The following is a 20644-nucleotide window of genomic DNA, read 5'->3' as shown; positions in this document are numbered from 1 at the left end:
TCATAAACGGTTTGCATATTCGCTAAACGGCGGCTATTTTGTTAACTTAGTGTATTATTTTTTACATAATCAAATAACAGGCCGTCTGAAAATTTTCAGACGGCTTATTGTGGAAAGTGATATTCTTTTGCTTTGCTGAAGCGATAGCACTATTAAAAATATTCATATTCCTATGCAAATAACTCGTTTGCAATCCGTTCGGAAAACATTCAAGATAAGCTTATCAAAATCCAGCCATTACCATTGGTTTAATGATCACAATAAAGGAGTTATACATGAACACTTTTCATCTGTCAGGCTATCCGCGCATCGGCGCGAAGCGTGAATTGAAATTCGCCGTCGAAGCATTTTGGAAAGGCGCGAAAACCGAAGCCGAAGTACAGGAAACCGCTGCGGAAATCCGCCGTTTAAACTGGGCGACCCAAAAAGCCGCCGGTGCCGATTTATTGCCGGTCGGCGATTTTTCTTTCTATGACCATGTGCTTGATTTACTTTGCACTTTGGGTGCGATTCCGAAACGTTTCGGCTTCGATGCCGCCAATCTGAGCCTGCCGGAATATTTCCAACTGGCGCGCGGTAATGCCACTCAGTTTGCAATGGAAATGACCAAATGGTTCGATACCAACTATCACTATATCGTTCCGGAATGGCATGCCGATACCGAATTTAAAGTCAACGCTAAAAACCTGATTGCCCAAATCAAAGAAGCCAAAGCGCAAGGCCATGATATCAAGCCTACTTTGGTCGGCCCGGTTACCTTGTTGTGGTTGGGTAAAGCCAAAGACGATAATTTCAAACGCATCAGCCTGTTGCCCAAACTATTGCAAGCTTATGCCCAATTATTGCGCGAACTGGCTGCCGAAGGCGTGGATTGGATTCAGATCGACGAGCCGATTTTGGCCGCCGATGCCGATGAAAATTGGATTAAAGCCGTTGAAACCGCGTATAAAGAATTTGCCCATACCGGTGTGCGCATTATTATCGGTACTTATTTCGCTTCGGTTGCCGAGCATCTGAACCTGCTCAAATCATTGCCGGTACACGGCGTGCATATCGACTGCGTGCGTGCTCCCGAGCAATTGAGCGTCTTTACCGATGCATGGCCGCAAAACAAAGTATTGTCAGTCGGCCTGATTGACGGCCGTAACGTATGGCGCGCCAACTTATCTAAAGTGATTGATACTTTAGAGCCGGTTAAAGCCAAACTGGGCAACAACTTATGGATTGCGCCGAGCTGCTCGTTGTTGCACAGCCCGCAAGATTTGGCTGTCGAAGAAAAATTGGATGGCGAAATCAAATCATGGATGGCCTTTGCCGCCCAAAAATTGGTTGAGCTGGGTGTCGTGAAACAAGCTTTGGCACATGGTAAAGACAGTGTAAAAGAAGAAATTGCCGCTTCGGATGCCGCCGCCGCCGACCGCGCGACCAACAAACTGATTCACAACGATGCTGTGAAAGCCCGCGTGGCCGCATTGGTGAAAGGTGCCGACAAGCGCAATTCACCGTTTGCAGAGCGCATTAAAGCCCAACAGGCTTGGATGAATCTGCCGGTATTGCCGACCACAACCATCGGCTCTTTCCCGCAAACTACGGAAATCCGTCAGGCTCGTGCCGCTTTCAAAAAAGGCGAATTGAGCGAAGCCGATTACGACGCGGCCATGAAAAAAGAAATCGCCTACTGCGTGGAAGAGCAAGAGAAATTGGAATTGGACGTACCGGTACACGGCGAAGCCGAGCGTAACGATATGGTCGAATACTTCGGCGAGCAATTGGCCGGCTATTGCTTTACCCAATTCGGTTGGGTGCAAAGCTACGGCAGCCGCTGCGTGAAACCGCCGATTATTTTCGGCGACGTTTCCCGCCCGAATCCGATGACGGTTTACTGGTCTTCTTACGCCCAAAGCCTGACCAAGCGCCCGATGAAAGGTATGCTGACCGGCCCGGTTACCATGTTTAAATGGTCGTTTGTGCGTGATGATATTCCGTTGAGCGAAGTGGCCAAACAAATTGCGCTGGCGTTGAACGACGAAGTATTGGATTTGGAAAAAGCCGGTATTAAAGTGATTCAAATCGATGAACCGGCCATCCGCGAAGCCATGCCGCTGAAAAAAGCGCAATGGGACGAATATCTGGCATGGGCATGCGAAGCGTTCCGCCTGTCGTCTGTCGGCGCGGAAGACAGCACCCAAATCCACACCCATATGTGTTATTCGGAATTTAACGATATTCTGCCGGCGATTGCCTCTATGGATGCCGATGTGATTACCATTGAAACATCACGTTCCGATATGGAATTGCTGACCGCCTTCGGCGATTTCAAATACCCCAACGATATCGGCCCTGGCGTGTACGATATTCACAGCCCGCGCGTTCCGACTGCCGACGAAATCGAGCATCTGTTGCGCAAAGCCATGGAAGTGGTACCGGTAGAGCGTTTGTGGGTGAACCCGGACTGCGGTTTGAAAACCCGCGGTTGGAAAGAAACCATCGAGCAGCTGCAAGTGATGATGGATGTTACCAAAAAACTGCGTGCCGAACTGGCCAATAAATAATTGAGTCGGTTTGATTAAGATGTAACCAAGGCCGTCTGAAATGATTTCAGACGGCCTTGTATATTGAAATATCAAAAAGGCTTATGCTTTAAAAACGGCACCGATAAGTCCCATAATAATCAATATGCCGCTGGGAATCACCGTGAGCAGAAAGCCGATTGCACGGGTTGACGGGTCAGCCATATAGGCGCGCCAGTAGATAAAACGGCCGATTAGGTATACCAAGCCGATAATAACGGTTATTCCGTTTTGCCAATAAGAAGAAGCAATCACCAAGGCAGGCAGAAAAACAACCAATTGTTCCAAGGTGTTGGCATGAACACGGACGGCACGCTCGAATTGCTCGTTTCCTGCCATTGCAGGCGCCTGTATGCCGTATTTTGCCCTTGCCCGTCCGACTTGGATGCCGAAGAATAGATATTGCAAAAGGGCGCAGAGGCCGATTATGTGGATAAAGTTCATTGTCTTCTCCTAAATAAACCAAACCATCAACCATTCCGAATACAAACTGCCCTATCGCAGCGGGTAATGTTTGGAATCCGATAAATCAATTAAGTTTCTGCTTATACTGCACAGGCATGAGAATGAGGCCGTCTGAAACTTTGGGCTTATTCCCGAAAGCGGCTATGGCAGCTTTTGCAGCTTTGGTTTAATGCTTCCATCGGCTTTTGCACGGCGTCATAATTGCCGCTGCGGGCGGCCTGATTCAATGCGGCGGCCGCTTGGTTGAAACGCCGGATAGCCGCTTGAAATGCCTGCGGTTGCTGCCAGATATCGGCTTTGGCTTCGGAATTGCCGTCGTTGCTGTCGGTCTGAAAAAGCGGCCACGGTTCGGCTGCCGTATCGTTTAACTGTTTGGTTAATTCGGCAAACTCGCCGGATGGAAACGATAAAATATTATGTTTTTGCAACATATTGTTCATTTGCTTTGTTAGCCCGCGCCATTCTTTCATATATTGCTGGCGGGCTTTGACGTCGTTGTCTTCGGCGTGCGCGGGCAGGGCGGCGGGTAGCAGGCATAGCAATGCCCAAAGGTATTTTTTCATAGCGTGTTCCTTGTGGTTATCGGGTATTGATTATTATGTGGTTGGGGCCGTCTGAAAAAACGGTTTCAGACGGCCTGATAGGGTTTGGTGCTTATAGGGTACCATTGCGCCAATCGTAGCATATGCTATGATGGCAGGCTTTTTTAAAAGTTGAATTTTTATAAAAATCAATATTATATTATTTTATGTTCAGCGTATATCATCATTTTTTTCTGTTTAGGTAATCCGATGCGCCAGACTTCATATTTTCATACCGTGATTATCGGCGCCGGTGCGGCCGGTATGATGTGCGCCGCCCGCACCGGACAAGGCGGCAAAAGCGTGGCTTTGCTGGATCATGCCGTGAAAATCGGTGAAAAAATCCGTATTTCAGGCGGTGGGCGCTGTAATTTCACCAATCGCAATTTAAACGGGCACGACGGCTCGCCTTATTATGTCTCGCAGCAGCCGCGCTTTGTGCGCTATGCCTTATCGCGCTATACCGCCCAAGATTTTATGCACTTGTTAGACAAATACGGCATTGCCTATCATGAAAAGCATAAAGGGCAGATGTTTTGTGACGACAGCGCCCAAGCGGTTGTCGAGATGTTGCAAAACGAATGCCGTTTGGGTTCGGTAACATGGTATACGGGGTGTACGGTCGAATCGCTAACCGCATTGCCAATCGCGCCGGCAGGCTATGAGCAGGCACGATTTGGTATCAATACCGATCAGGGTCTGTTTTATTGCCGTAATCTGGTCATCGCCACCGGCGGCTTGGCCGTGCCTGCTGTGGGTGCATCACCGTTTGGCTATGAAGTGGCCAAACAGTTCGGCCATCATATTATTCCGCCCGAAGCCGCTTTGGTGCCGTTGCGCTTTGAAAAATGGGCGGAGCAGGGCTTTGATACGCTTTCGGGTATCGCGCTGCCGGTGCGGATTAGTACCGGCAGTGGTAAGCAGGCGGTTGTGTTTGATGAAGATTTATTGTTCAGACATAAAGGATTAAGCGGCCCGGCGGTATTGCAGATTTCAAGCTATTGGCAGCCCGGCAGGCATATTATGGTGAACTTGGTGCCCGATACCGATTTGGCAGAAGTATTGTGCCGCGATAAAGTCGGCAAAAAAATCCAACTCAAAACCGCTTTGAAACAGCTTTGCCCGGTATTGCCCGAACGCCTGATTGATTTTTGGTTGGGCAGGGAGCCGTTTCAGGCAGTAGCGGGGCAAAAGTGGGCGGATATTCCCAATGCGTTATTGCAGCAGCTCGGCCAAAGCCTGAATCACTGGACGGTTTTGCCCACCGGTTCAGACGGCCATAAGAAAGCGGAAGTGACACGCGGCGGTGTGGATGTGAAAGAAATCAACCCGAAAACCATGCAGAGTAAACAATGCGAAGGCCTATATTTTATTGGGGAAGTGATGGATGTTACCGGCTGGCTCGGCGGCTATAACTTCCAATGGGCGTGGGCTTCGGCTGTATGTGCGGCTGAGGCGTTAAGGGCGGATGAGCATATATAGGACAAGGCCGTCTGAAAAGATAAGTGTGTTTCAGACGGCCTCTTTATCAAGATAGCGTATTGGTCGCAACATTAAAAAAGCCCGAATAACTTCGGGCTTTGGCTTGATTGAAGAAAGGTTATTCCACCCGCTCGCCGTGGATATTTAAATCCAAGCCTTCGCGTTCGACATCATGCTCGACACGCAAGCCGCCGCAGATAAGGGCAACCAGTTTTAAAATGAGGAAGCTGGCAATGCCGCTGTAAACCACAATGATTAAAGCATCTTTCAGTTGAATCAGCAGTTGGCTGCCGATGGTTGCATTGCCGCCGAATATTTGATTATTGAATACAATACCGGTCAGAATGGCACCGACTAAGCCGCCGAAGCCGTGAATGCCGAAAGCATCCAGTGAATCATCATAACCGATTCTGTGTTTGATAATGACCGATGAAATATAACAGCAAACAGTGGTGAGAATACCGATAATCAGTGCGCCTTTAGGGTCGGTAAAGCCGGCGGCAGGGGTGATGCCGACCAAACCGGCGACTGCACCGGAAGCAATACCGAGCGCGGAAGGGCGGTATTTGGCGAGTTTTTCACACACCAGCCAAGTCAGTGCACCGGCTGCTGCCGATATTTGAGTAACGGCCATGGCCATACCCGCCGAAGCATTGGCTCCAACGGCCGAACCGGCATTAAAACCGAACCAACCCACCCACAGCATCGCTGCGCCGGTTAGGGTGAAGGCCATATTATGCGGCGGCATGGCTTCTTTGCCATAGCCCACGCGGCGGCCTAAAACAATGGCGCTCACCAAGCCCGATACGCCTGCGGTAATATGAACAACCGTACCGCCGGCATAGTCGAACACCCCGCCTTCGCTCATAAAACCGCCACCCCAAACCCAATGGGCGGCCGGCACATAAACCAACATCACCCACAAGCCGGAAAATAACATCATGGCCGAATATTTGATCCTCTCGGCAAAGGCGCCGGTAATAATACAGGTTGAAATAATGGCGAAGGTCATTTGGAAAAGCATAAATACGGTTTCAGGAATGCTGGCTGCGTTGGGTGCAACTGTCACCGTTTCCCGAGCCAAATCCATACTCATACCGTTTAAAAATAGGCGGTCAAAGCCGCCAATCAGCATATTGCCCGGTGTAAAGGCAAGGGAATAGCCGGCCACGACCCATAAAACGCTCACCAGTGCGGCGGCTGAAAAGCTATGCATCATAGTGGAAAGCAGGTTTTTTTTGCGAACCATGCCGCCGTAAAACAAGGCCAGGCCGGGAATGGCCATAAATAGTACTAATACGGCAGATATCATTACCCATGCGGTGTCCCCTGTATTGAGTGCCGTAAACGGCTGCCACCAATCTTCCGTTCCCGAAGCGAATACGGGCAGAGGGGCTAAGGCGGCTAATGTGGGTAATATATGTGTTTGTTTCACTGGCAGGTGGCTCCTAGGGAATGGATATGGTTTTTTAAATATTTTTATCGTGTCTGATTGGGGTTTATTAGGTAAAGATTTCTATTATTTTTTTGTATATATATAAGATTATAATAATATTTTATAGAATGGTTTTATCGTTTTATATTTTGATTATTTAGTTTGGTTTTGTAAAATTGTTTACAATCTCTTGTAATGAAATTACTACAATTTGATTCTTTGCTCAAGAAAAATATTTTGATTGATAAAATGAAGCTGTTTTTGAGATGTTTTTTTTGAAGATGAGATATGCTGGGCTTGTATAAAGTAGGCCGTCTGAAACTTTCATACAAAGTTTTCAGACGGCCTGTTTTTATATATTATTTTTTCATATCAGGTTTGTAATCGGTATAGCTGGAATAATAGCCGTAACCATCTATACCTTCACTTTTCATGCCGTTGAGGATGATGCCGTGAATATCTATGTTGCTTTGTAGCAGACGGTTGACACTGATATCGAGTTCGCGTTCGGTTGTGCTGTTGTAGCGGGTCACCAGCAGAGAAATACCTGCTTGTTGGCCGACAATGTTGGCATCGGTAACCGACAATACCGGCGGGGTATCGACAATCACATAATCATAACGCTGGCGGGCACGACCCAATAGTGTATTCAGACGGCCATCCAACAGGAGTTCGGAAGGATTCTCCGGCAGCTCGCCGTGACTGATAAAGCTTAGATTTGAAATATTGGTTTCTTGTACGGCCTGTCCGGGTGATAGTTTGCCTTCTAAAATTTCAGATAAGCCTTGATCCGGTGTGGCACCAAAAAAATCATTTAAATAACCTTTACGCATATCGCCGTCTATTAACAGCACTTTTTTGCCGGATTGTGCCATCAGGGTGGCTAAGTTGGCGGAAATAAAGGATTTTCCTGTTCCAGGTGCCGTGCCTGTAATCATCAGAATATTGTTTTTGGCATCTGCCATTGAAAAATAGACGTTGGTACGCAAGGCACGCAAAGCTTCTACTGCGGCATCTGTGGGGGATTCCAAACTCAACAGATAGTGAGGATGCGTGTGGCCGGAACGGGTTTTCAGCTTGCCGCCGAATGCACTGCGTCGATGTTGGGTTTTAGACAATGGAATCAGGGCGGCAACATCCAAGCCCATAGCTTCGATTTCTTCGGGTCTGCTCAGGCCGTGGCGCAATATGGAGCGTATCATATACCAAGCTGCAGTCAGACCGCCGGCAAATAATGCGGTAAGCAAAGTAATGACAACTTTACGCGGTGCAACGGGGAGCTCTGGTACATCAGCGTAATCGACAATCCATACATTGCCCTGAGCACTGGCTTTCATAATATTCAGTTCTTGCTGTTTGGCCAACAATTGGGTGTAGGTGGTTTGGTTGGTTTCCACATCACGGGTCAGGCGGATTACTTCCTGTTGGGTGTTGGGCAATTCGGCAATCTGTTGGTTGATTTTATTTCTGGCTTTTTCTAAAACCGATAATTTATCAAGCACGGCTCTGTAGTTGGGGTGCTCGGGCGTGAATAATTCGGCAAGGCCGGCCTCTTCGGTTCGTAGCATGGTAATTTCGGTTTCGATATTAATCAGGCTTTCCAAGGCACCTTTCGATTCAACCGGAATATCCAATGAGCCGGTTCGTCTGCGGTATTCGTTTAATTTATTTTCTGCATCTTGGAGGGTAGATCTCAGGCGGGGCAGCTCTTCGCCGATAAAGGCCAAGCCGCTGGCGGCAACCTGAACATCGCGGTTGATGTTTTGGTTGACGTAGTTATCGGCAATACTGTTCAGTATCCGGGTGATTTTGGCCGGATCGGTACCACGGTAAGCCAGATTGATAATCGGACTGGTTTTCCCTTTGCTGGATACGGTCAGGTTTTGTTTGAGATTTTCAATAGCGCTAAGTTTGGAGTGTTTGACCAGTGTGAAGCGTTGACCGCTTTCCGCCAAAATTTGATTAATCTGTAATGTTGCTCTCGGGCCTATTTTTAGTGCCTGTCCGACAGTGCCGTTGACTGTGCGTCCGTCGGGCAGTTCTACGGTATACAGTTTGTTGTTTTGGTTGGTGAGGATGAAAGGTTGATTGAGCCATTCGTCGCCAACTGTAAAGGTATGGATACGGATTTCAGGATCGATGTCGCTACTGAGGTTGTGTACCAGATTGCCGATAATCGGGAAGTATTTCGGGCTAACGGTTTGTGCCAGTTGCAGTTCGTCAACGGTTTGGCCTAAAACCAAGCGCGACTGTATTAATTCCAATTCTGCTTCGGAGGTGGGGGATTCCGTGGAATTCAACATACTGTTGATTTCAGCCAGAATTTGGTTTTGCTTGGTTTCAACTTCCAGCATGGCATCGGCACGATACACGGGTGTGGCGGCAAAACTATATAGTGCGCCAAGTAGCGCTCCTGCGGTTACGGCGATAAGGATGGGATATTTGTAATTGAGTAGGTTGCGTAGTTGCAGGCCTACATCGATTTCGCCGCTGTTATTGTTGTTGGGTGAAAAAGCGGAGTATTGTTTTGCCATTATCGGTATTTCCTTGTGTATTTTATTTATTTTCTTATCAATAAAGCGGCTTAGGGGCGAAGGGTTAGTTTAAATGCCCATTGTTCGGCAGCTGCTTCTAGCTGGCGGTAAACTGCTTCAAACACTTCGTTGTCCCGACGATAAGGGTCGGGTATGTTTTTGTGTGGCAGCCATTGGGCGAAAAGCATGGTTTTGCTTCTGGCCGAAGGCAATACGGCCGCCACCATATCAATATGTGCCGTTTCCATCACCAATATCAAATCTGCCTGCCGGCACATAGCGGCGGTCAGTTGGCGGGCGGTATGCCCTGCGATAATCAGGCCGTGCCGTAAGGCAGTCCGAATCGCTTGCAGGTCAGCATCTTTACCTGCCAGTGCCCGCAATCCGGCTGATGAAACATCCAGATGGGGCATTTTTTGTTTCAATAACTGCTCGGCTGTGGGCGAGCGGCAAATATTACCGATACATACGATTAAAATTTTTTGATACATGGTGCTCGCCCGTTAATGCTTTAAAGCTGCTTATCGGAGGGTATCGTCTATCGAATTGATATTGGTAATCGAATTCGTCAGTTGTGAAACAACACGATTCCAACGGGCAACAGGTGCAGCCGTCACATAAACCACATCCTCTGCTTGTAGATGGAAGCGGTTGGCCAATGCATAGGCCGAGGCATCTTTCAGGTTAAGTTGGTAAATATGTATCGGTTTTTGGAGGTCGTCGGGGGCATTGCGGATAACAAAAATGCCGGAAGCATTGGAAGTCAGCTGGCTGATGCCGCCTACTTGACCGAGTGCCTGTGTTAGTGTGAGTCCGTAATTGCCCATATTCAGTGCGGTTTGTCTGCCGACTTCACCCATCATATAAACTCTACTGTTTTCGATGGTGGGTACATAAATCACGTCACCACCGCTTAAGAGTAAGTTTTGCGAGAGGTCGCCGTATTGGCGCATGTCTTGCAACGAGATGGTGCGTTCGATGCCGTTTTGGGTCCATTTGATGTTTCGGGTGTCGGCGTTATCCGCGGCACCGCCTGCTTGATCAATAGCATCCAGTAGGGTTAATGGAACATTGGTAATCGGTAGTTGTCCGGGTTTGCCGACGGCACCGGATATGGAAATACGTTGTGAGCGGAATTCGGCAATATTAACGGAAACCTGTGGTTTTTTGATATAGCGTTTTAGGCGGGCTGTCAGAATATTTTGTAATTCTGATAAGGTTTTCCCTTTGGCTAAAACCCGACCAATTAAAGGGTAGTCCAGATAACCGGATTCATCAATCCAGGCGCCGTTGGCGACTTGTCTGCTTTCCGGATTATGGGCGATTTGGGCCGGTGTGTTGAGGTCGGGATGGTTCCACACAACAATATTCAAAACATCACCAGGGCCGATACGGTAACGGTATCCGGCTTTTTGTCGGTCGAGTGCGGGATTGCTTAAAGCAGTCGGTATAGGTTTTTCCATCCGCTCGATCAGGTTGAGCGTGACAGGATAAAGGTTGATGCGGCTGTCAAGATCGTTGTCGGTTTCGGATTCATTGTTTTCATAAACAACGGTTTTATTGCGAGTAGGCAGCCCTGAACCGGGTATCACGGTACAGCCGGCAGTAAAAGCCAGCAGTGAAAAACTGATAATGCTGTATTTTTTTATATTCACGGTTGTTCCTTAAGGGTAAAGCGTTTATAACAGGCTGCCGAATATTTATCTGATTGGTTGCCACGGCAGGCCGTCTGAAAACGCTATATGGGTTTTCAGACGGCCTGCTGGTGTTGCCGCCATACCAAATCGCAAATGTCATCTTTCGGGGCAAAACCTGTGGGTGCTTCTAATAAGAGTTGTCTGAGTGCCATTTGGTTCATTTCCCGGCATGCGGAATCCATATATTGGAGTATTTTTTCCAGTTCTGACCAAGGCAACATCACTTCACTGGCCGTCATAATGCGCGGATGGGTAGTTTTCTGTACTTCTTCCCCGATTAACAATTCTTCATACAGTTTTTCACCCGGACGCAGGCCGGTCACTTTAATTTCAATATCGCCGTGAGGGTGGTTTTCGTCTTTCACTTCAAAGCCGCTCAAACGAATCATTTGACGGGCGAGATCAATGATTTTCACAGATTCGCCCATATCCAACACAAACACATCCCCACCTATGCCCATCGCACCGGCCTGAATCACCAGTTGGGCGGCTTCGGGTATGGTCATGAAATAACGGGTAATGTTTTCATGTGTCAGGGTAACGGGGCCGCCGCCGGCAATCTGAGCTTCGAAAACAGGTACGACCGAACCGGAAGAACCAAGCACATTACCAAACCGAACCATACAGAAACGGGTTTTTTGACCGCTTTCGGCCGCTAATGCTTGTAAACAAAGTTCGGCCATGCGTTTGCTGGCACCCATGGTGTTGGTAGGGCGGACGGCTTTATCGGTAGAAATCAAAACAAAAGTTTCTACCCCAGCATCAATAGCGGCTTGGGCGCAGAATAGCGTGCCGTATACATTATTGCGTATGCCTTCAATAGTATTGAATTCGACCATCGGAACATGTTTGTAGGCGGCGGCATGGTAAACGGTTTGTACATCATAGGCTTTCATAATGCTGTTTAGACGTTTACGGTGTTGTACCGAGCCGAGCAGCGGTATGATTTCTACCGGATTGGATGCGTTTGCCTGAGTTTCATTTAATTCTTTATCAATGCTGTATAGCGAGAATTCGGATAACTCAAACAATATCAACTTGGCAGGATGTTGGCGGATAATCTGGCGGCACAATTCCGAACCGATTGAGCCGCCGGCACCGGTAACCATGACCACTTTTCCGGTTATATCCGCACCCATCAATTCAGGGTTGGGGGCAACAGGTTCGCGGCCGAGTAAATCGACAACTGAAACTTTTTTCAACGAGCTGACGCTGATTTTGCCGTCTACCAAATCTTTCATGCCAGGAATCGCCAATACTTCGCAAGGCAGTTTTTTCAAACGTTCGATAATTATTTTGCGTTCTTCATGGCTGGCACTGGGAATAGCCAATAAGATTTTTTCGACGCCGTAACGGCTGATCAAATCTTTGATTTCAGACGGCCTGTACACAGGAAGATCATAGATGGTGGTGCGCTGGATAGCGGGATTATCGTCAACAAAGGCGACGGCATTGTATTCGTTGACTTGTTTGATGGCTTCGAGTAATTGGCGACCCGATTGCCCTGCACCATAGATAATGACTGGTGTCATTTGCTTACGGTTGCTACGGTCGGTCAATATGGCCTTGAGAATAATACGCGAACTGGTAATCAAAACCACCAGCATCAGAAAATAGACAATCGGCAAAGCCAAACGCAGACGCTGCTCGAACACCAAAACGCTGATAAAAAAGATCACTGCGGAAATAACACAGCCAATAACGGCAGTGCTAAGAATGCGGGTACTCACATACCGGGTAACGGCACGATAGAGCCCCATTTTGACAAATAACAATATAGTCAATAAAGCGGTTGACGCAAATGCGAACCAGTTGGCAATACTGCTCCATTCGTTGTTGTAATTGGCTTTCAGGCTTTCGGCAAACCAAAAGGCCACGAATATCACCATCATATCGTGGATAACGAAGAATGTTTTTTTAGTATTTCGAGGCAGACTCAGCAATGTTTCCAGATTCATTTTTATTATCCGGTTAGTTATTTATTGTTTTTTTATATCAATCATAGATGATGTTTTATATACAGCTATTTCAGACGGCCTGAAGTAATAGGCCGTCTGAAAAGAGGCTTACCTTGTTGCTTCCCTTAAAACTTCATCAATATTACGGCGGCAGAAATCCATTTGTTCTGCCGTAATGGTGGGGTGAACCAAGAACATCAATGAAGTTTCGCCCAGTTCTACGGCATTTTTTAAACGTTTCGCCGGCCGCCAAGGTGTATTTTCGAAAGCCTTTTCCAAATAAACTTCCGAACAGCTACCCTGATAGCAGGGGACTTTACGTTCGGTTAATGTTTCGACAATACGGTCGCGGCTCCAACCTTCTTTCAGGTTTTCAGGTCGGACAAACGCATAGAATTTGTATTGGGCGTGTTCGATATCATCGGATACTTCGATGAGGCGGATACTGTTGAACGGTTTTAAAGTAGCTTCAAGTTGCGCGGCATGCTCTCTGCGCAGTTTCGTCCATTCCGGCATGCGTTTGAGTTGGATACGTCCGATAACCGCCTGCATTTCGGTCATGCGCCAGTTGGTACCGAAGCTTTCGTGCAGCCAGCGGAAGCCCGGCGGATGTTGGCGGTGGTAAACCGCATCGTAGCTTTTACCGTGGTCTTTATACGACCACATTTTCGACCACAATTCTTTATCGTTGGTGGTGACCATGCCGCCTTCGCCGCCGGTGGTCATGATTTTGTCTTGGCAGAACGACCATGCACCGATATGGCCGATAGAGCCGACGGAGCGGCCTTTATATTTGGCACCGTGTGCTTGGGCACAATCTTCAATCACCCATAGTTTGTGCTGTTCGGCCAATGCCATAATCCCGTCCATATCGGCGGGCATACCGGCCAGATGTACCACGATAATGGCTTTGGTATTGGGCGTGAGAACGGCTTGAATGGTTTCGGCAGTGATGTTTTGGCTGTTTAAATCCACATCGGCAAACACCGGATTGGCACCTGCGGTGACAATGGTTGATGCCGAGGCCAAGAAAGTGCGTGATGTCACAATCACATCATCACCCGCGCCGATATTCATGGCTTTAAGGGCAACATCTAGGGCTAAAGTGCCATTGCCGAGCGCAACGGCATATTGTGTACCGGCAAATGCGGCAAACTCTTTTTCAAATTCACGGCACTCCGTTCCTGTCCAATAGTTAACCTTATTAGACAGTAAAACACGGGATACGGCATCGGCTTCTTCTTGGGTGAAGCTTGGCCAGGGAGCGAGAGAAGTATTAAGCATCGGCTTGTCCTGCAAAAAGGCTGGTGGAATCTTTGGGGGCGACTTCTTCCAAAATCTGACGGTTGATTAAGGTATATTTTTTACCGTCGATTTCAATGTAGGCACCATCGTATGGCGGAAACCAAAATGCACGTATTTTTCTTTCTACATCGTCGCCGGGACGGATGGCTTTCATGGCTTCCATTTCGGCACGGCTGGTATAACTGCCGCCGATATTGGGGTAAGTCGGTAATTTTTCAGTGCTGCCAATAGCTTGCATAATCAACCGTCTGGCAAAATGCTCTAAAACACGCATAGATTCTTGCTCGAGCGATTGGGCGGTTTCGGTATCCGGATTCATTGGAAAACGAACGACCTCGATTAAGTCGCCGGTGTCGATAGAATCATCGATATAGTGTGCGGAAATACCCCATTCGGAAAGCTTGTCCATAATGGCTAGGTTATAGCCGCCGGTGCCTTTGTATTCGGGCAGAATAGCGGGGTGGAAATTAATCGTACCGCGCACGGGCGTGGTTAGAAATTCATCACGCAGCTTACGCCAGTAGAGTACGGATACCCCTAAATCATATTTCAGACGGCCTTCACGCATGGCTTGTAGTGCGGTATCAAAAGTATATAAAGGCAGACCGAGACGGTTGGCAGCTGCAGCTGTAGGCGAGCCTTGTAAATGGCTGTCGGTTAATACCCCTACAATTTCCACATCGGCTTGGTGCATTAGAAATTCTAATAATGCGGCTGATACTTTTTTGCGGCCCATAAAAAGAATTTTGGTCATTTGGGGTCATTCCTTTTCGATGAAATTATCTGTAAAAGTGAATTGAATAGCGATATTATTTTTTACTCCGACAAAAAAAGTGTCGGCAGTTCGTTAATACTTTCTATCCATACGCAGGGCTGGTGTGCTTCATCAAAATCATCCGCACGGTGCCGGTGGATATTTTTTGATGTCGGCCGGATGCCTATGGTCAACCAGCCTAGGCGGTTAGGGGTGATAAAGTCTTTTTTAATATTATCGCCAATATAAATATAATTTTTGCCCGGATAGGTTTGTTGTACCTGTAAAAAACGTTTGCTATCAGGTTTTTCGGAACGATAAGCTTCCGAAATCAAAATATCGTCAAAATAATCTAATAAATTTAAAGCCTTGAGTTTCTGTCTTTGTGTCAGGCTGCGGCCGTCTGAAAGTAGGACGCATGCAGTAAATTGTTTTAATATGCACTTAAGTTTCTCAGACGGCATAAAACCGTTTAAGTTCGGTTTATGCGTTCTATAAAGCCATAAAAGTGATTGCTTTTCCGATTCGTTAAATTCACAAATAGTGCAAAGCTCTTCCAGCCAAGTACTGCTGTCTGTGTTGATACGCGATATCAGATCTTTCTCACGGTATTCAGGGTAAAGTGATGAAATTTCCCGGCATACCGCATGAATTCCCGATAGCTTATAGTCATGTTCGGCATACAGCGTATCATCCAAATCTAAAACCAGAATACTTTCAGACGGCTTAACGGTGGTCTTCATGCACCAACACTTTCGCATCGTAACGCAACATAATTAAGTTGTTTTCCCATTGGTCGAAAAAAGCAATGTCGCGGTTATAAAAATATTCTTGTATCAGCCAGCCCAGATAATTGCCGCCGGAAGCATAGGTGAGCGGAAAGCCGCCACCGAATCGGGGATTGATTTCAATGCCGTAAATGGTATCGCCTTTACAAAAAAACTGGGCAGTAATACAGCCGCGTGCGCCTTCTAATACAGAAAGTTTCTCAATCATCAATTGATATAGATTATTGCGGCGTGTCGCACCTTTGCTGACTTCTCCACTACGTACTTCAAGGCGTTCACGAGGAACCGCGCATTTCAGACGGCTTGAACGGTCGTAATACAAATCAACAGTAAATTCGGTAAATTCATCTTTAATATTGATATAGCGGCAGAAAATAATTTTTGGGTCTTTTAACAATTCATAAGATAAATCTTCGGCTGAATGGATATATTTTGTACCGATACTGCGGCTGCCGTCGTAGGGTTTGGCAAAGCAAGGGAAAGAAAGGTTTTTACGATCATATATTTCGGGGGCTTCAATACCGTAACGGTCAAATAATTTGGCCGTCAGACGTTTATCACGACAGATAGTTACCAGAACAGGATCGGAAATCACAATATGGATGCCCGCCTCTTCAAAGCGCACACGTGCATTGGCAAGTTTCTGTAATTCCGTATCAATAGTGGGTATGATCATGCCGACATTTTGTGCCACAGCCAGCTCGAAAATATAGTCTATATAACCGTCGTCACTTATCGGTGGGACGCTAAAGGCTGCATCTGCTATGTGGCATGCAGATGAAAGACGTGGGTTTAAGTCAGTAGTGAAAATTTTAATGTCATCCGACAATTGCGCGGCTTCAGTTTTGAAGTCTTGTATCAACTCCACTCTGCGTCCGGCAGATAAAATAAGAATATTATTTTTTTTCATGATCGTGGTTTCCCGTGAAATAAGGCATCGTTGCTTCTCCCTCTGCGGAAATACCTTCCCGCACGAATACCTTTTTAATGGTTAAAAATAAGATTTTTATATCCAGCATAAAGCTGTAATTATCGATATACCAAACATCGTATTTGAATTTATCATCCCATGAAAGAGCGTTGCGTCCGTTGACTTGGGCCCAACCGGTAATTCCCGGTTTCATTTCATGGCGTCGGTATTGGAATTCATTATAGAGCGGCAGATACTGCATCAACAGCGGGCGCGGGCCGACCAAGCTCATATCGCCTTTTAAAACATTCCATAACTCAGGCAGTTCGTCGAGACTGGTGGCACGGAGTTTTTTACCGAAATCGGTCAGCCGTTCGCTGTCGGGTAAAGGATTGCCGTTTGCATCAACCGCATCACGCATAGAGCGAAACTTAATCATCTTAAACGGCTTGCCATCTTGGCCCGGACGCGTTTGGGTAAAGAAAACAGGGGAGCCGAGATTTTTGCGGATTAAATAGATGAGTATCAGCAATATCGGTGATAAGATAATCAAACCGAGTGCCGAAGCGACAATATCCAAAAGGCGTTTCAAGAGCTTATTCATACACCTAACCCCTCTATCAGATTGATGATTTTTCGATAGGAAACATCTCGTTTAAAGCGTTTGATAATTTCATCATTTTGAATGGGATCATCTTTATGCTTTAAGATATTGCGGGCAGCAGCAACGAAACTCTCCACATTACCGGATTGATAATTTGCGTGAGGAAGTAGCGAGAGCACTTCGTCAGTTTCTTTTCCTACCTGACTGTTTAATATCGGCTTTTGTAGTGCCATATAATCGGATAATTTATTCGTTATAGAGGCGGAAGAGTGTGCGTGGATAGGGTTGATGGCAATATGGCATGCTTTGGCGACCGACATCATTTCACTATAAGGCAAGTAACCGTAAAATTTTATTGATTCATGAGTATAGTTTTGTAATTTTTCTAAATCGGGCCCGCCGCCCATAATATGTAACTCAACATTTTCACCTTCACCGGCCAATTGGGTAATACCTTTGCATACAGTTTCCATGTCATAACTGAAGCTTAGCGTGCCAAGATAGAAAAAACGTATTTTTTGATTATGAAAAGTATGTATGGGTACGCTTTCTAATGTATCGAAATCGGCACCGATATAAACCACTTCACCGGGTACTTTAGGATTGGCTTCCTGTGCCCGTTGTAAGTAAGTTTGGGATACTGCGACCAAGCCGTCGGCATAGCGGTAAGCCCGGTCGGCTTTGGAAGAAAAGGGTAAGAGGCGGTGTGGGATTTTTTTCAATTGGGGGATGACGGCAGAAAATGATTCCGGCCAAATATCCTGTACATCAATAATAAGTTTGTAGCCCAAGCGCTGCTTATGCTTGCCCAATACAATATTGGAAGCAATAAAAGGATAGGCAGAATAGACGATATCGGGTGTACCGAAATCACCATGCTCCAGCATCTGTTCCAATGATTTAACAAAAACATGATGGCTTTTCAGTCGGGCAACCGACACATTTTTCTGATAGCCGCTTTCATTAAGTAATATTACTTTTAAACGGTCGTTTGAGGCAGCCGCCGCTTGCTCGGATGTTCGAAATGATTTGTCGTAATGCCGGAAATTACTGGTGATAAGAACCACATTATGTGACTCGGACAGTAATTCGGCCAAATACCAGAAACGGTTGAAGTGCGGTTCCGGCGGCAGCGAGCAATAAGGAGCGACAATGGTAATATTCATATCGTTATCTTCCGAACTTACATATTATAAGCTGCCATTGTTGTCCGATAGATTTCTTCGTCTGAACATAAACGGATAACATGGTCATGAAGTGCCTGCCCCAATTGATGGCGTAATTCAGGATTATTGACTAAGTCTTCAACACATTGAGCAAAACGTTCCTTGTTTCCAAGCTCAACGCAATAGCCGGTTTTGCCGTCGACAACCATTTCTGAAATACCGGACATATCGTAAGTAATTACCGGTGTGTTGTATAAACCTGCCTCCAAAACATTATTACCGACACCGGCACAGTCATCGCCTTTGCAATTAGGTGTATTAACCAGAATATCGGTTTCTTTAAAATAAGTTGTTAAATCGCGAACCCCGCCGAGAAAGGTAACCTTATCGGCAATACCTAACGATTGTGCCTGTTGTTTTAGGCTCTCCATATTCTCACCCGTGCCGGCGATTTGCAGGCGTACGGGAATATGGCGGTCATCCAAAATCTTGAAAATATCCAACATTAAATGTACGGCCCGTATATTGTCGAGGCGTGATAATGTGCCCAACATCACATAATCTTTATCGGTTTTTTCCGGTACATAATCTACTTTATGCAGAGCGTTATAAGTATAAGTGATTCGATTAGCCGGAAAGCCGTGGCGGATAAGCTTATCGCGTTCGTGTTTGCAGTTGGCGATAATATAAACATTCAGTTTATTAAACAGTTTGGCGATTTTCGGATAGGTTGGCGCATGCAGGCCGCGGGCATGGTAAAAAACTTTGGTTTTGGGCGAAGCGATTTTGGCTGCAATGGCGCAGGCCGGCACAATCCGTGCCATTTGACAGTGGATAATATCGGGCTTTTCTTGAGACAGCATTTTCATGTATTTGCGTGTGGCATTCAGATAGCCCAATTTCCCGCCAGAATAGAAATCAATGTCATACCAACGGATACCCAAATCCAGTGCATCTTGCAATAAAGGCCCGGAAGAGGATGCTAAAACAACGTCGTGTCCATAATGGTTCAGGAGGCGGCCGAGTCGTAATGATGCATGTTCGGTTCCGCCTAATCCGCTCATTGAAGTGCTTAAAATAATTTTCATTGTGTTATAACCGTTTTAGTTGAAAATAAGGTTGTCTGCGCGAGACTGTATGTTTGACCGGCAAAGCATATGTGGCATAAATAAAACTCAAGAAACAAGGGAGCCATATAAACGGCAGTCTCAAGATAGAAGAAGGAATAAATCCACCGATTAAAAATATGGCCAAGCAAGTCAGCGAGAAAAAGCGTTGTTTATTTGTTAAATGTGTTGTTGCCATTGTAAAAATGTAAGTAATAACATAGCCGGCAAATGCGAGTAAGGAAATGATGCCGAAGCCTAAATACAGTTCGATAAGGAAGCTGTGCGGATTCTCAAAGCCCAATTCGAAACTTAAATGACCACCGAAATATTCGTTAAAGTTTTTAGGGCCGTATCCTGTGAATAAAAAAGGCGGATTTTCCCAGAAATAGTTATAGATTTCTTTACGGTAAGAAACGGAATTGTCTTGCTCTAAATCGAATAGAAACAGATATAAACGCGAAGAAATATTTTCTAAAAACGGATTGCCGTAGAGTGACAATAAAAAATCCTGTATCCAGCGGGTAGGTATGGAATAAAGGCCTAAAGCAACCAAGCCGGTGGATAACAATACTGTGAAGCTATTGTTCCGATATGCGAGAGCCAGGAAAAAGAGTGCTAAGTAACACACGGTAGCCGTGCGTGATGCACTGGCAATAATAATAAAGCCCAATAATAAGAAGAGTAGCCAGCCGATTAAGGTATCTTTAAGTGATGTTTTTTGTAGGTTAAAAAATAATAATACTGTGGGTGACAAACACAGGGCGGTGGTGCCCAGATTATTGGGATTGAAGAACAGACCTTTAATAATACCTGCTTCTACAGCCAATATTTCGTCTCCGGATACAAATTGAAAGCCGGTTAGAAGTTCGATTAATGGCGGTATACAGATAAACAGTGTAAATACAATAATCAAATGGCGGATAAAACCAACTCTATCGGCATGGCGGGAAAGAATCAAATGTAGTAGATAGAAAAAGGCAGGGATGGTTAAAAAGAAAGTTAAATCTGCATAGTTCGACATTTCCAGTGGGGTGATAAAAAAATGTATGGCAGACCAGCCGGACATTAAAGCCAAGCTTAAGAGTGCCAATCCTGTTTTGGGCATAAAACGTTTGTTTTCTAAGAAAGCAATCAACAAAGCAGCCAATACAAACAGCATCGATAAAGGATTATCAATACGGGGTATCCCTACCAGATAAGACAACATCGGCCCGATCATATATGCGGTAAGCATGGCATATACCATAAAAATATAAATGGTTTGGCTTTTTATTTTCATGAGTTTT

The 20644-nt window shown here is 46.1% G+C and carries 17 protein-coding genes; 2 read left to right on the top strand and 15 right to left on the bottom strand.

The features are described from left to right. The first annotated feature begins 275 nt into the window (after nucleotides 1-275). Nucleotides 276-2552 (top strand): 5-methyltetrahydropteroyltriglutamate--homocysteine S-methyltransferase, encoded by a 2277-nt coding sequence (metE, locus tag D0T92_RS00485; protein WP_151049201.1) that lies wholly within the window; start codon nucleotides 276-278, stop codon nucleotides 2550-2552. A gap of 81 nt (nucleotides 2553-2633) precedes the next feature. On the opposite strand, the gene D0T92_RS00480 is transcribed toward metE, so the two are convergent. Further along, a complete protein-coding gene (locus tag D0T92_RS00480; RefSeq protein ID WP_151049200.1) occupies nucleotides 2634-3014 on the bottom strand; it encodes an MAPEG family protein in 381 nt (126 codons plus the stop codon). A gap of 146 nt (nucleotides 3015-3160) precedes the next feature. Further along, complete coding sequence (locus D0T92_RS00475; RefSeq protein ID WP_151049198.1) at nucleotides 3161-3598, bottom strand: c-type cytochrome; 438 nt, start codon at nucleotides 3596-3598, stop codon at nucleotides 3161-3163. 228 nt (nucleotides 3599-3826) lie between these two features. On the opposite strand from D0T92_RS00475, the gene D0T92_RS00470 reads away from it, so the two are divergent. Beyond that, nucleotides 3827-5098: a BaiN/RdsA family NAD(P)/FAD-dependent oxidoreductase gene (locus tag D0T92_RS00470; RefSeq protein ID WP_151049196.1), complete on the top strand. Its 1272-nt coding sequence runs from the start codon at nucleotides 3827-3829 to the stop codon at nucleotides 5096-5098. A gap of 118 nt (nucleotides 5099-5216) precedes the next feature. Here D0T92_RS00470 and D0T92_RS00465 read toward each other — a convergent pair whose 3' ends face one another. The 13 genes from D0T92_RS00465 to D0T92_RS00405 form a co-directional block, all read right to left on the bottom strand. Then, the gene (locus D0T92_RS00465) at nucleotides 5217-6518 is read right to left on the bottom strand and encodes an ammonium transporter (RefSeq protein ID WP_225315151.1); all 1302 of its coding nucleotides are present in this window, start codon (nucleotides 6516-6518) and stop codon (nucleotides 5217-5219) included. A 374-nt stretch (nucleotides 6519-6892) separates the two neighbouring features. After that, complete coding sequence (locus D0T92_RS00460; RefSeq protein ID WP_151049194.1) at nucleotides 6893-9067, bottom strand: polysaccharide biosynthesis tyrosine autokinase; 2175 nt, start codon at nucleotides 9065-9067, stop codon at nucleotides 6893-6895. A 50-nt stretch (nucleotides 9068-9117) separates the two neighbouring features. Continuing rightward, entirely contained in the window at nucleotides 9118-9558 is a 441-nt protein-coding gene (locus D0T92_RS00455) for a low molecular weight protein-tyrosine-phosphatase (protein ID WP_151049192.1), read from the bottom strand. Nucleotides 9559-9588: 30 nt separating this feature from the next. Then, nucleotides 9589-10716 carry a polysaccharide export protein gene (locus D0T92_RS00450; RefSeq protein WP_151052918.1) on the bottom strand — a complete coding sequence of 376 codons (1128 nt, stop codon included), beginning with the start codon at nucleotides 10714-10716 and terminating at the stop codon, nucleotides 9589-9591. A gap of 101 nt (nucleotides 10717-10817) precedes the next feature. Next, on the bottom strand, nucleotides 10818-12722 hold the full coding sequence (locus D0T92_RS00445; protein WP_151049190.1) for a nucleoside-diphosphate sugar epimerase/dehydratase: 1905 nt from the start codon (nucleotides 12720-12722) through the stop codon (nucleotides 10818-10820). Between the two features lie 108 nt (nucleotides 12723-12830). Then, nucleotides 12831-14006: a DegT/DnrJ/EryC1/StrS family aminotransferase gene (locus tag D0T92_RS00440; protein ID WP_151049188.1), complete on the bottom strand. Its 1176-nt coding sequence runs from the start codon at nucleotides 14004-14006 to the stop codon at nucleotides 12831-12833. Beyond that, nucleotides 13999-14781 carry a formyltransferase family protein gene (locus D0T92_RS00435; RefSeq protein WP_151049186.1) on the bottom strand — a complete coding sequence of 261 codons (783 nt, stop codon included), beginning with the start codon at nucleotides 14779-14781 and terminating at the stop codon, nucleotides 13999-14001. The genes D0T92_RS00440 and D0T92_RS00435 overlap by 8 nt, the downstream gene beginning before the upstream one ends. 62 nt (nucleotides 14782-14843) lie before the next feature. Further along, the gene (locus D0T92_RS00430; protein ID WP_151049184.1) at nucleotides 14844-15524 is read right to left on the bottom strand and encodes an HAD family hydrolase; all 681 of its coding nucleotides are present in this window, start codon (nucleotides 15522-15524) and stop codon (nucleotides 14844-14846) included. Next, nucleotides 15508-16479: an ATP-grasp domain-containing protein gene (locus D0T92_RS00425; protein WP_151049182.1), complete on the bottom strand. Its 972-nt coding sequence runs from the start codon at nucleotides 16477-16479 to the stop codon at nucleotides 15508-15510. The genes D0T92_RS00430 and D0T92_RS00425 overlap by 17 nt, the downstream gene beginning before the upstream one ends. After that, on the bottom strand, nucleotides 16466-17083 hold the full coding sequence (locus tag D0T92_RS00420) for a sugar transferase (protein ID WP_151049180.1): 618 nt from the start codon (nucleotides 17081-17083) through the stop codon (nucleotides 16466-16468). Before D0T92_RS00420 ends, D0T92_RS00425 begins: the two co-directional genes overlap by 14 nt. After that, a complete protein-coding gene (locus D0T92_RS00415) occupies nucleotides 17080-18249 on the bottom strand; it encodes a glycosyltransferase (protein ID WP_151049178.1) in 1170 nt (389 codons plus the stop codon). The genes D0T92_RS00420 and D0T92_RS00415 overlap by 4 nt, the downstream gene beginning before the upstream one ends. A gap of 17 nt (nucleotides 18250-18266) precedes the next feature. Then, entirely contained in the window at nucleotides 18267-19337 is a 1071-nt protein-coding gene (locus tag D0T92_RS00410; RefSeq protein WP_151049176.1) for a glycosyltransferase family 4 protein, read from the bottom strand. A 4-nt stretch (nucleotides 19338-19341) separates the two neighbouring features. After that, entirely contained in the window at nucleotides 19342-20637 is a 1296-nt protein-coding gene (locus D0T92_RS00405) for an O-antigen ligase family protein (RefSeq protein WP_225315117.1), read from the bottom strand. Nucleotides 20638-20644: the final 7 nt, after the last annotated feature.

This window comes from Neisseria zalophi, assembly GCF_008807015.1.
Lineage (GTDB): Bacteria > Pseudomonadota > Gammaproteobacteria > Burkholderiales > Neisseriaceae > Neisseria > Neisseria zalophi.
The sequence above is the reverse complement of the archived record's forward strand: the minus strand, read 5'-3'. Positions and strand labels throughout refer to the sequence as shown.

Excerpts from the sequence above, each read along its gene's own strand:
- metE (WP_151049201.1), top strand. The coding sequence starts at position 276 with ATGAACACTTTTCATCTGTCAGGCTATCCGCGCATCGGCGCGAAGCGT.
- D0T92_RS00480 (WP_151049200.1), bottom strand. The coding sequence starts at position 3,014 with ATGAACTTTATCCACATAATCGGCCTCTGCGCCCTTTTGCAATATCTA.
- D0T92_RS00475 (WP_151049198.1), bottom strand. The coding sequence starts at position 3,598 with ATGAAAAAATACCTTTGGGCATTGCTATGCCTGCTACCCGCCGCCCTG.
- D0T92_RS00470 (WP_151049196.1), top strand. The coding sequence starts at position 3,827 with ATGCGCCAGACTTCATATTTTCATACCGTGATTATCGGCGCCGGTGCG.
- D0T92_RS00460 (WP_151049194.1), bottom strand. The coding sequence starts at position 9,067 with ATGGCAAAACAATACTCCGCTTTTTCACCCAACAACAATAACAGCGGC.
- D0T92_RS00455 (WP_151049192.1), bottom strand. The coding sequence starts at position 9,558 with ATGTATCAAAAAATTTTAATCGTATGTATCGGTAATATTTGCCGCTCG.
- D0T92_RS00445 (WP_151049190.1), bottom strand. The coding sequence starts at position 12,722 with ATGAATCTGGAAACATTGCTGAGTCTGCCTCGAAATACTAAAAAAACA.
- D0T92_RS00440 (WP_151049188.1), bottom strand. The coding sequence starts at position 14,006 with ATGCTTAATACTTCTCTCGCTCCCTGGCCAAGCTTCACCCAAGAAGAA.
- D0T92_RS00435 (WP_151049186.1), bottom strand. The coding sequence starts at position 14,781 with ATGACCAAAATTCTTTTTATGGGCCGCAAAAAAGTATCAGCCGCATTA.
- D0T92_RS00430 (WP_151049184.1), bottom strand. The coding sequence starts at position 15,524 with ATGAAGACCACCGTTAAGCCGTCTGAAAGTATTCTGGTTTTAGATTTG.
- D0T92_RS00425 (WP_151049182.1), bottom strand. The coding sequence starts at position 16,479 with ATGAAAAAAAATAATATTCTTATTTTATCTGCCGGACGCAGAGTGGAG.
- D0T92_RS00420 (WP_151049180.1), bottom strand. The coding sequence starts at position 17,083 with ATGAATAAGCTCTTGAAACGCCTTTTGGATATTGTCGCTTCGGCACTC.
- D0T92_RS00415 (WP_151049178.1), bottom strand. The coding sequence starts at position 18,249 with ATGAATATTACCATTGTCGCTCCTTATTGCTCGCTGCCGCCGGAACCG.
- D0T92_RS00410 (WP_151049176.1), bottom strand. The coding sequence starts at position 19,337 with ATGAAAATTATTTTAAGCACTTCAATGAGCGGATTAGGCGGAACCGAA.
- D0T92_RS00405 (WP_225315117.1), bottom strand. The coding sequence starts at position 20,637 with ATGAAAATAAAAAGCCAAACCATTTATATTTTTATGGTATATGCCATG.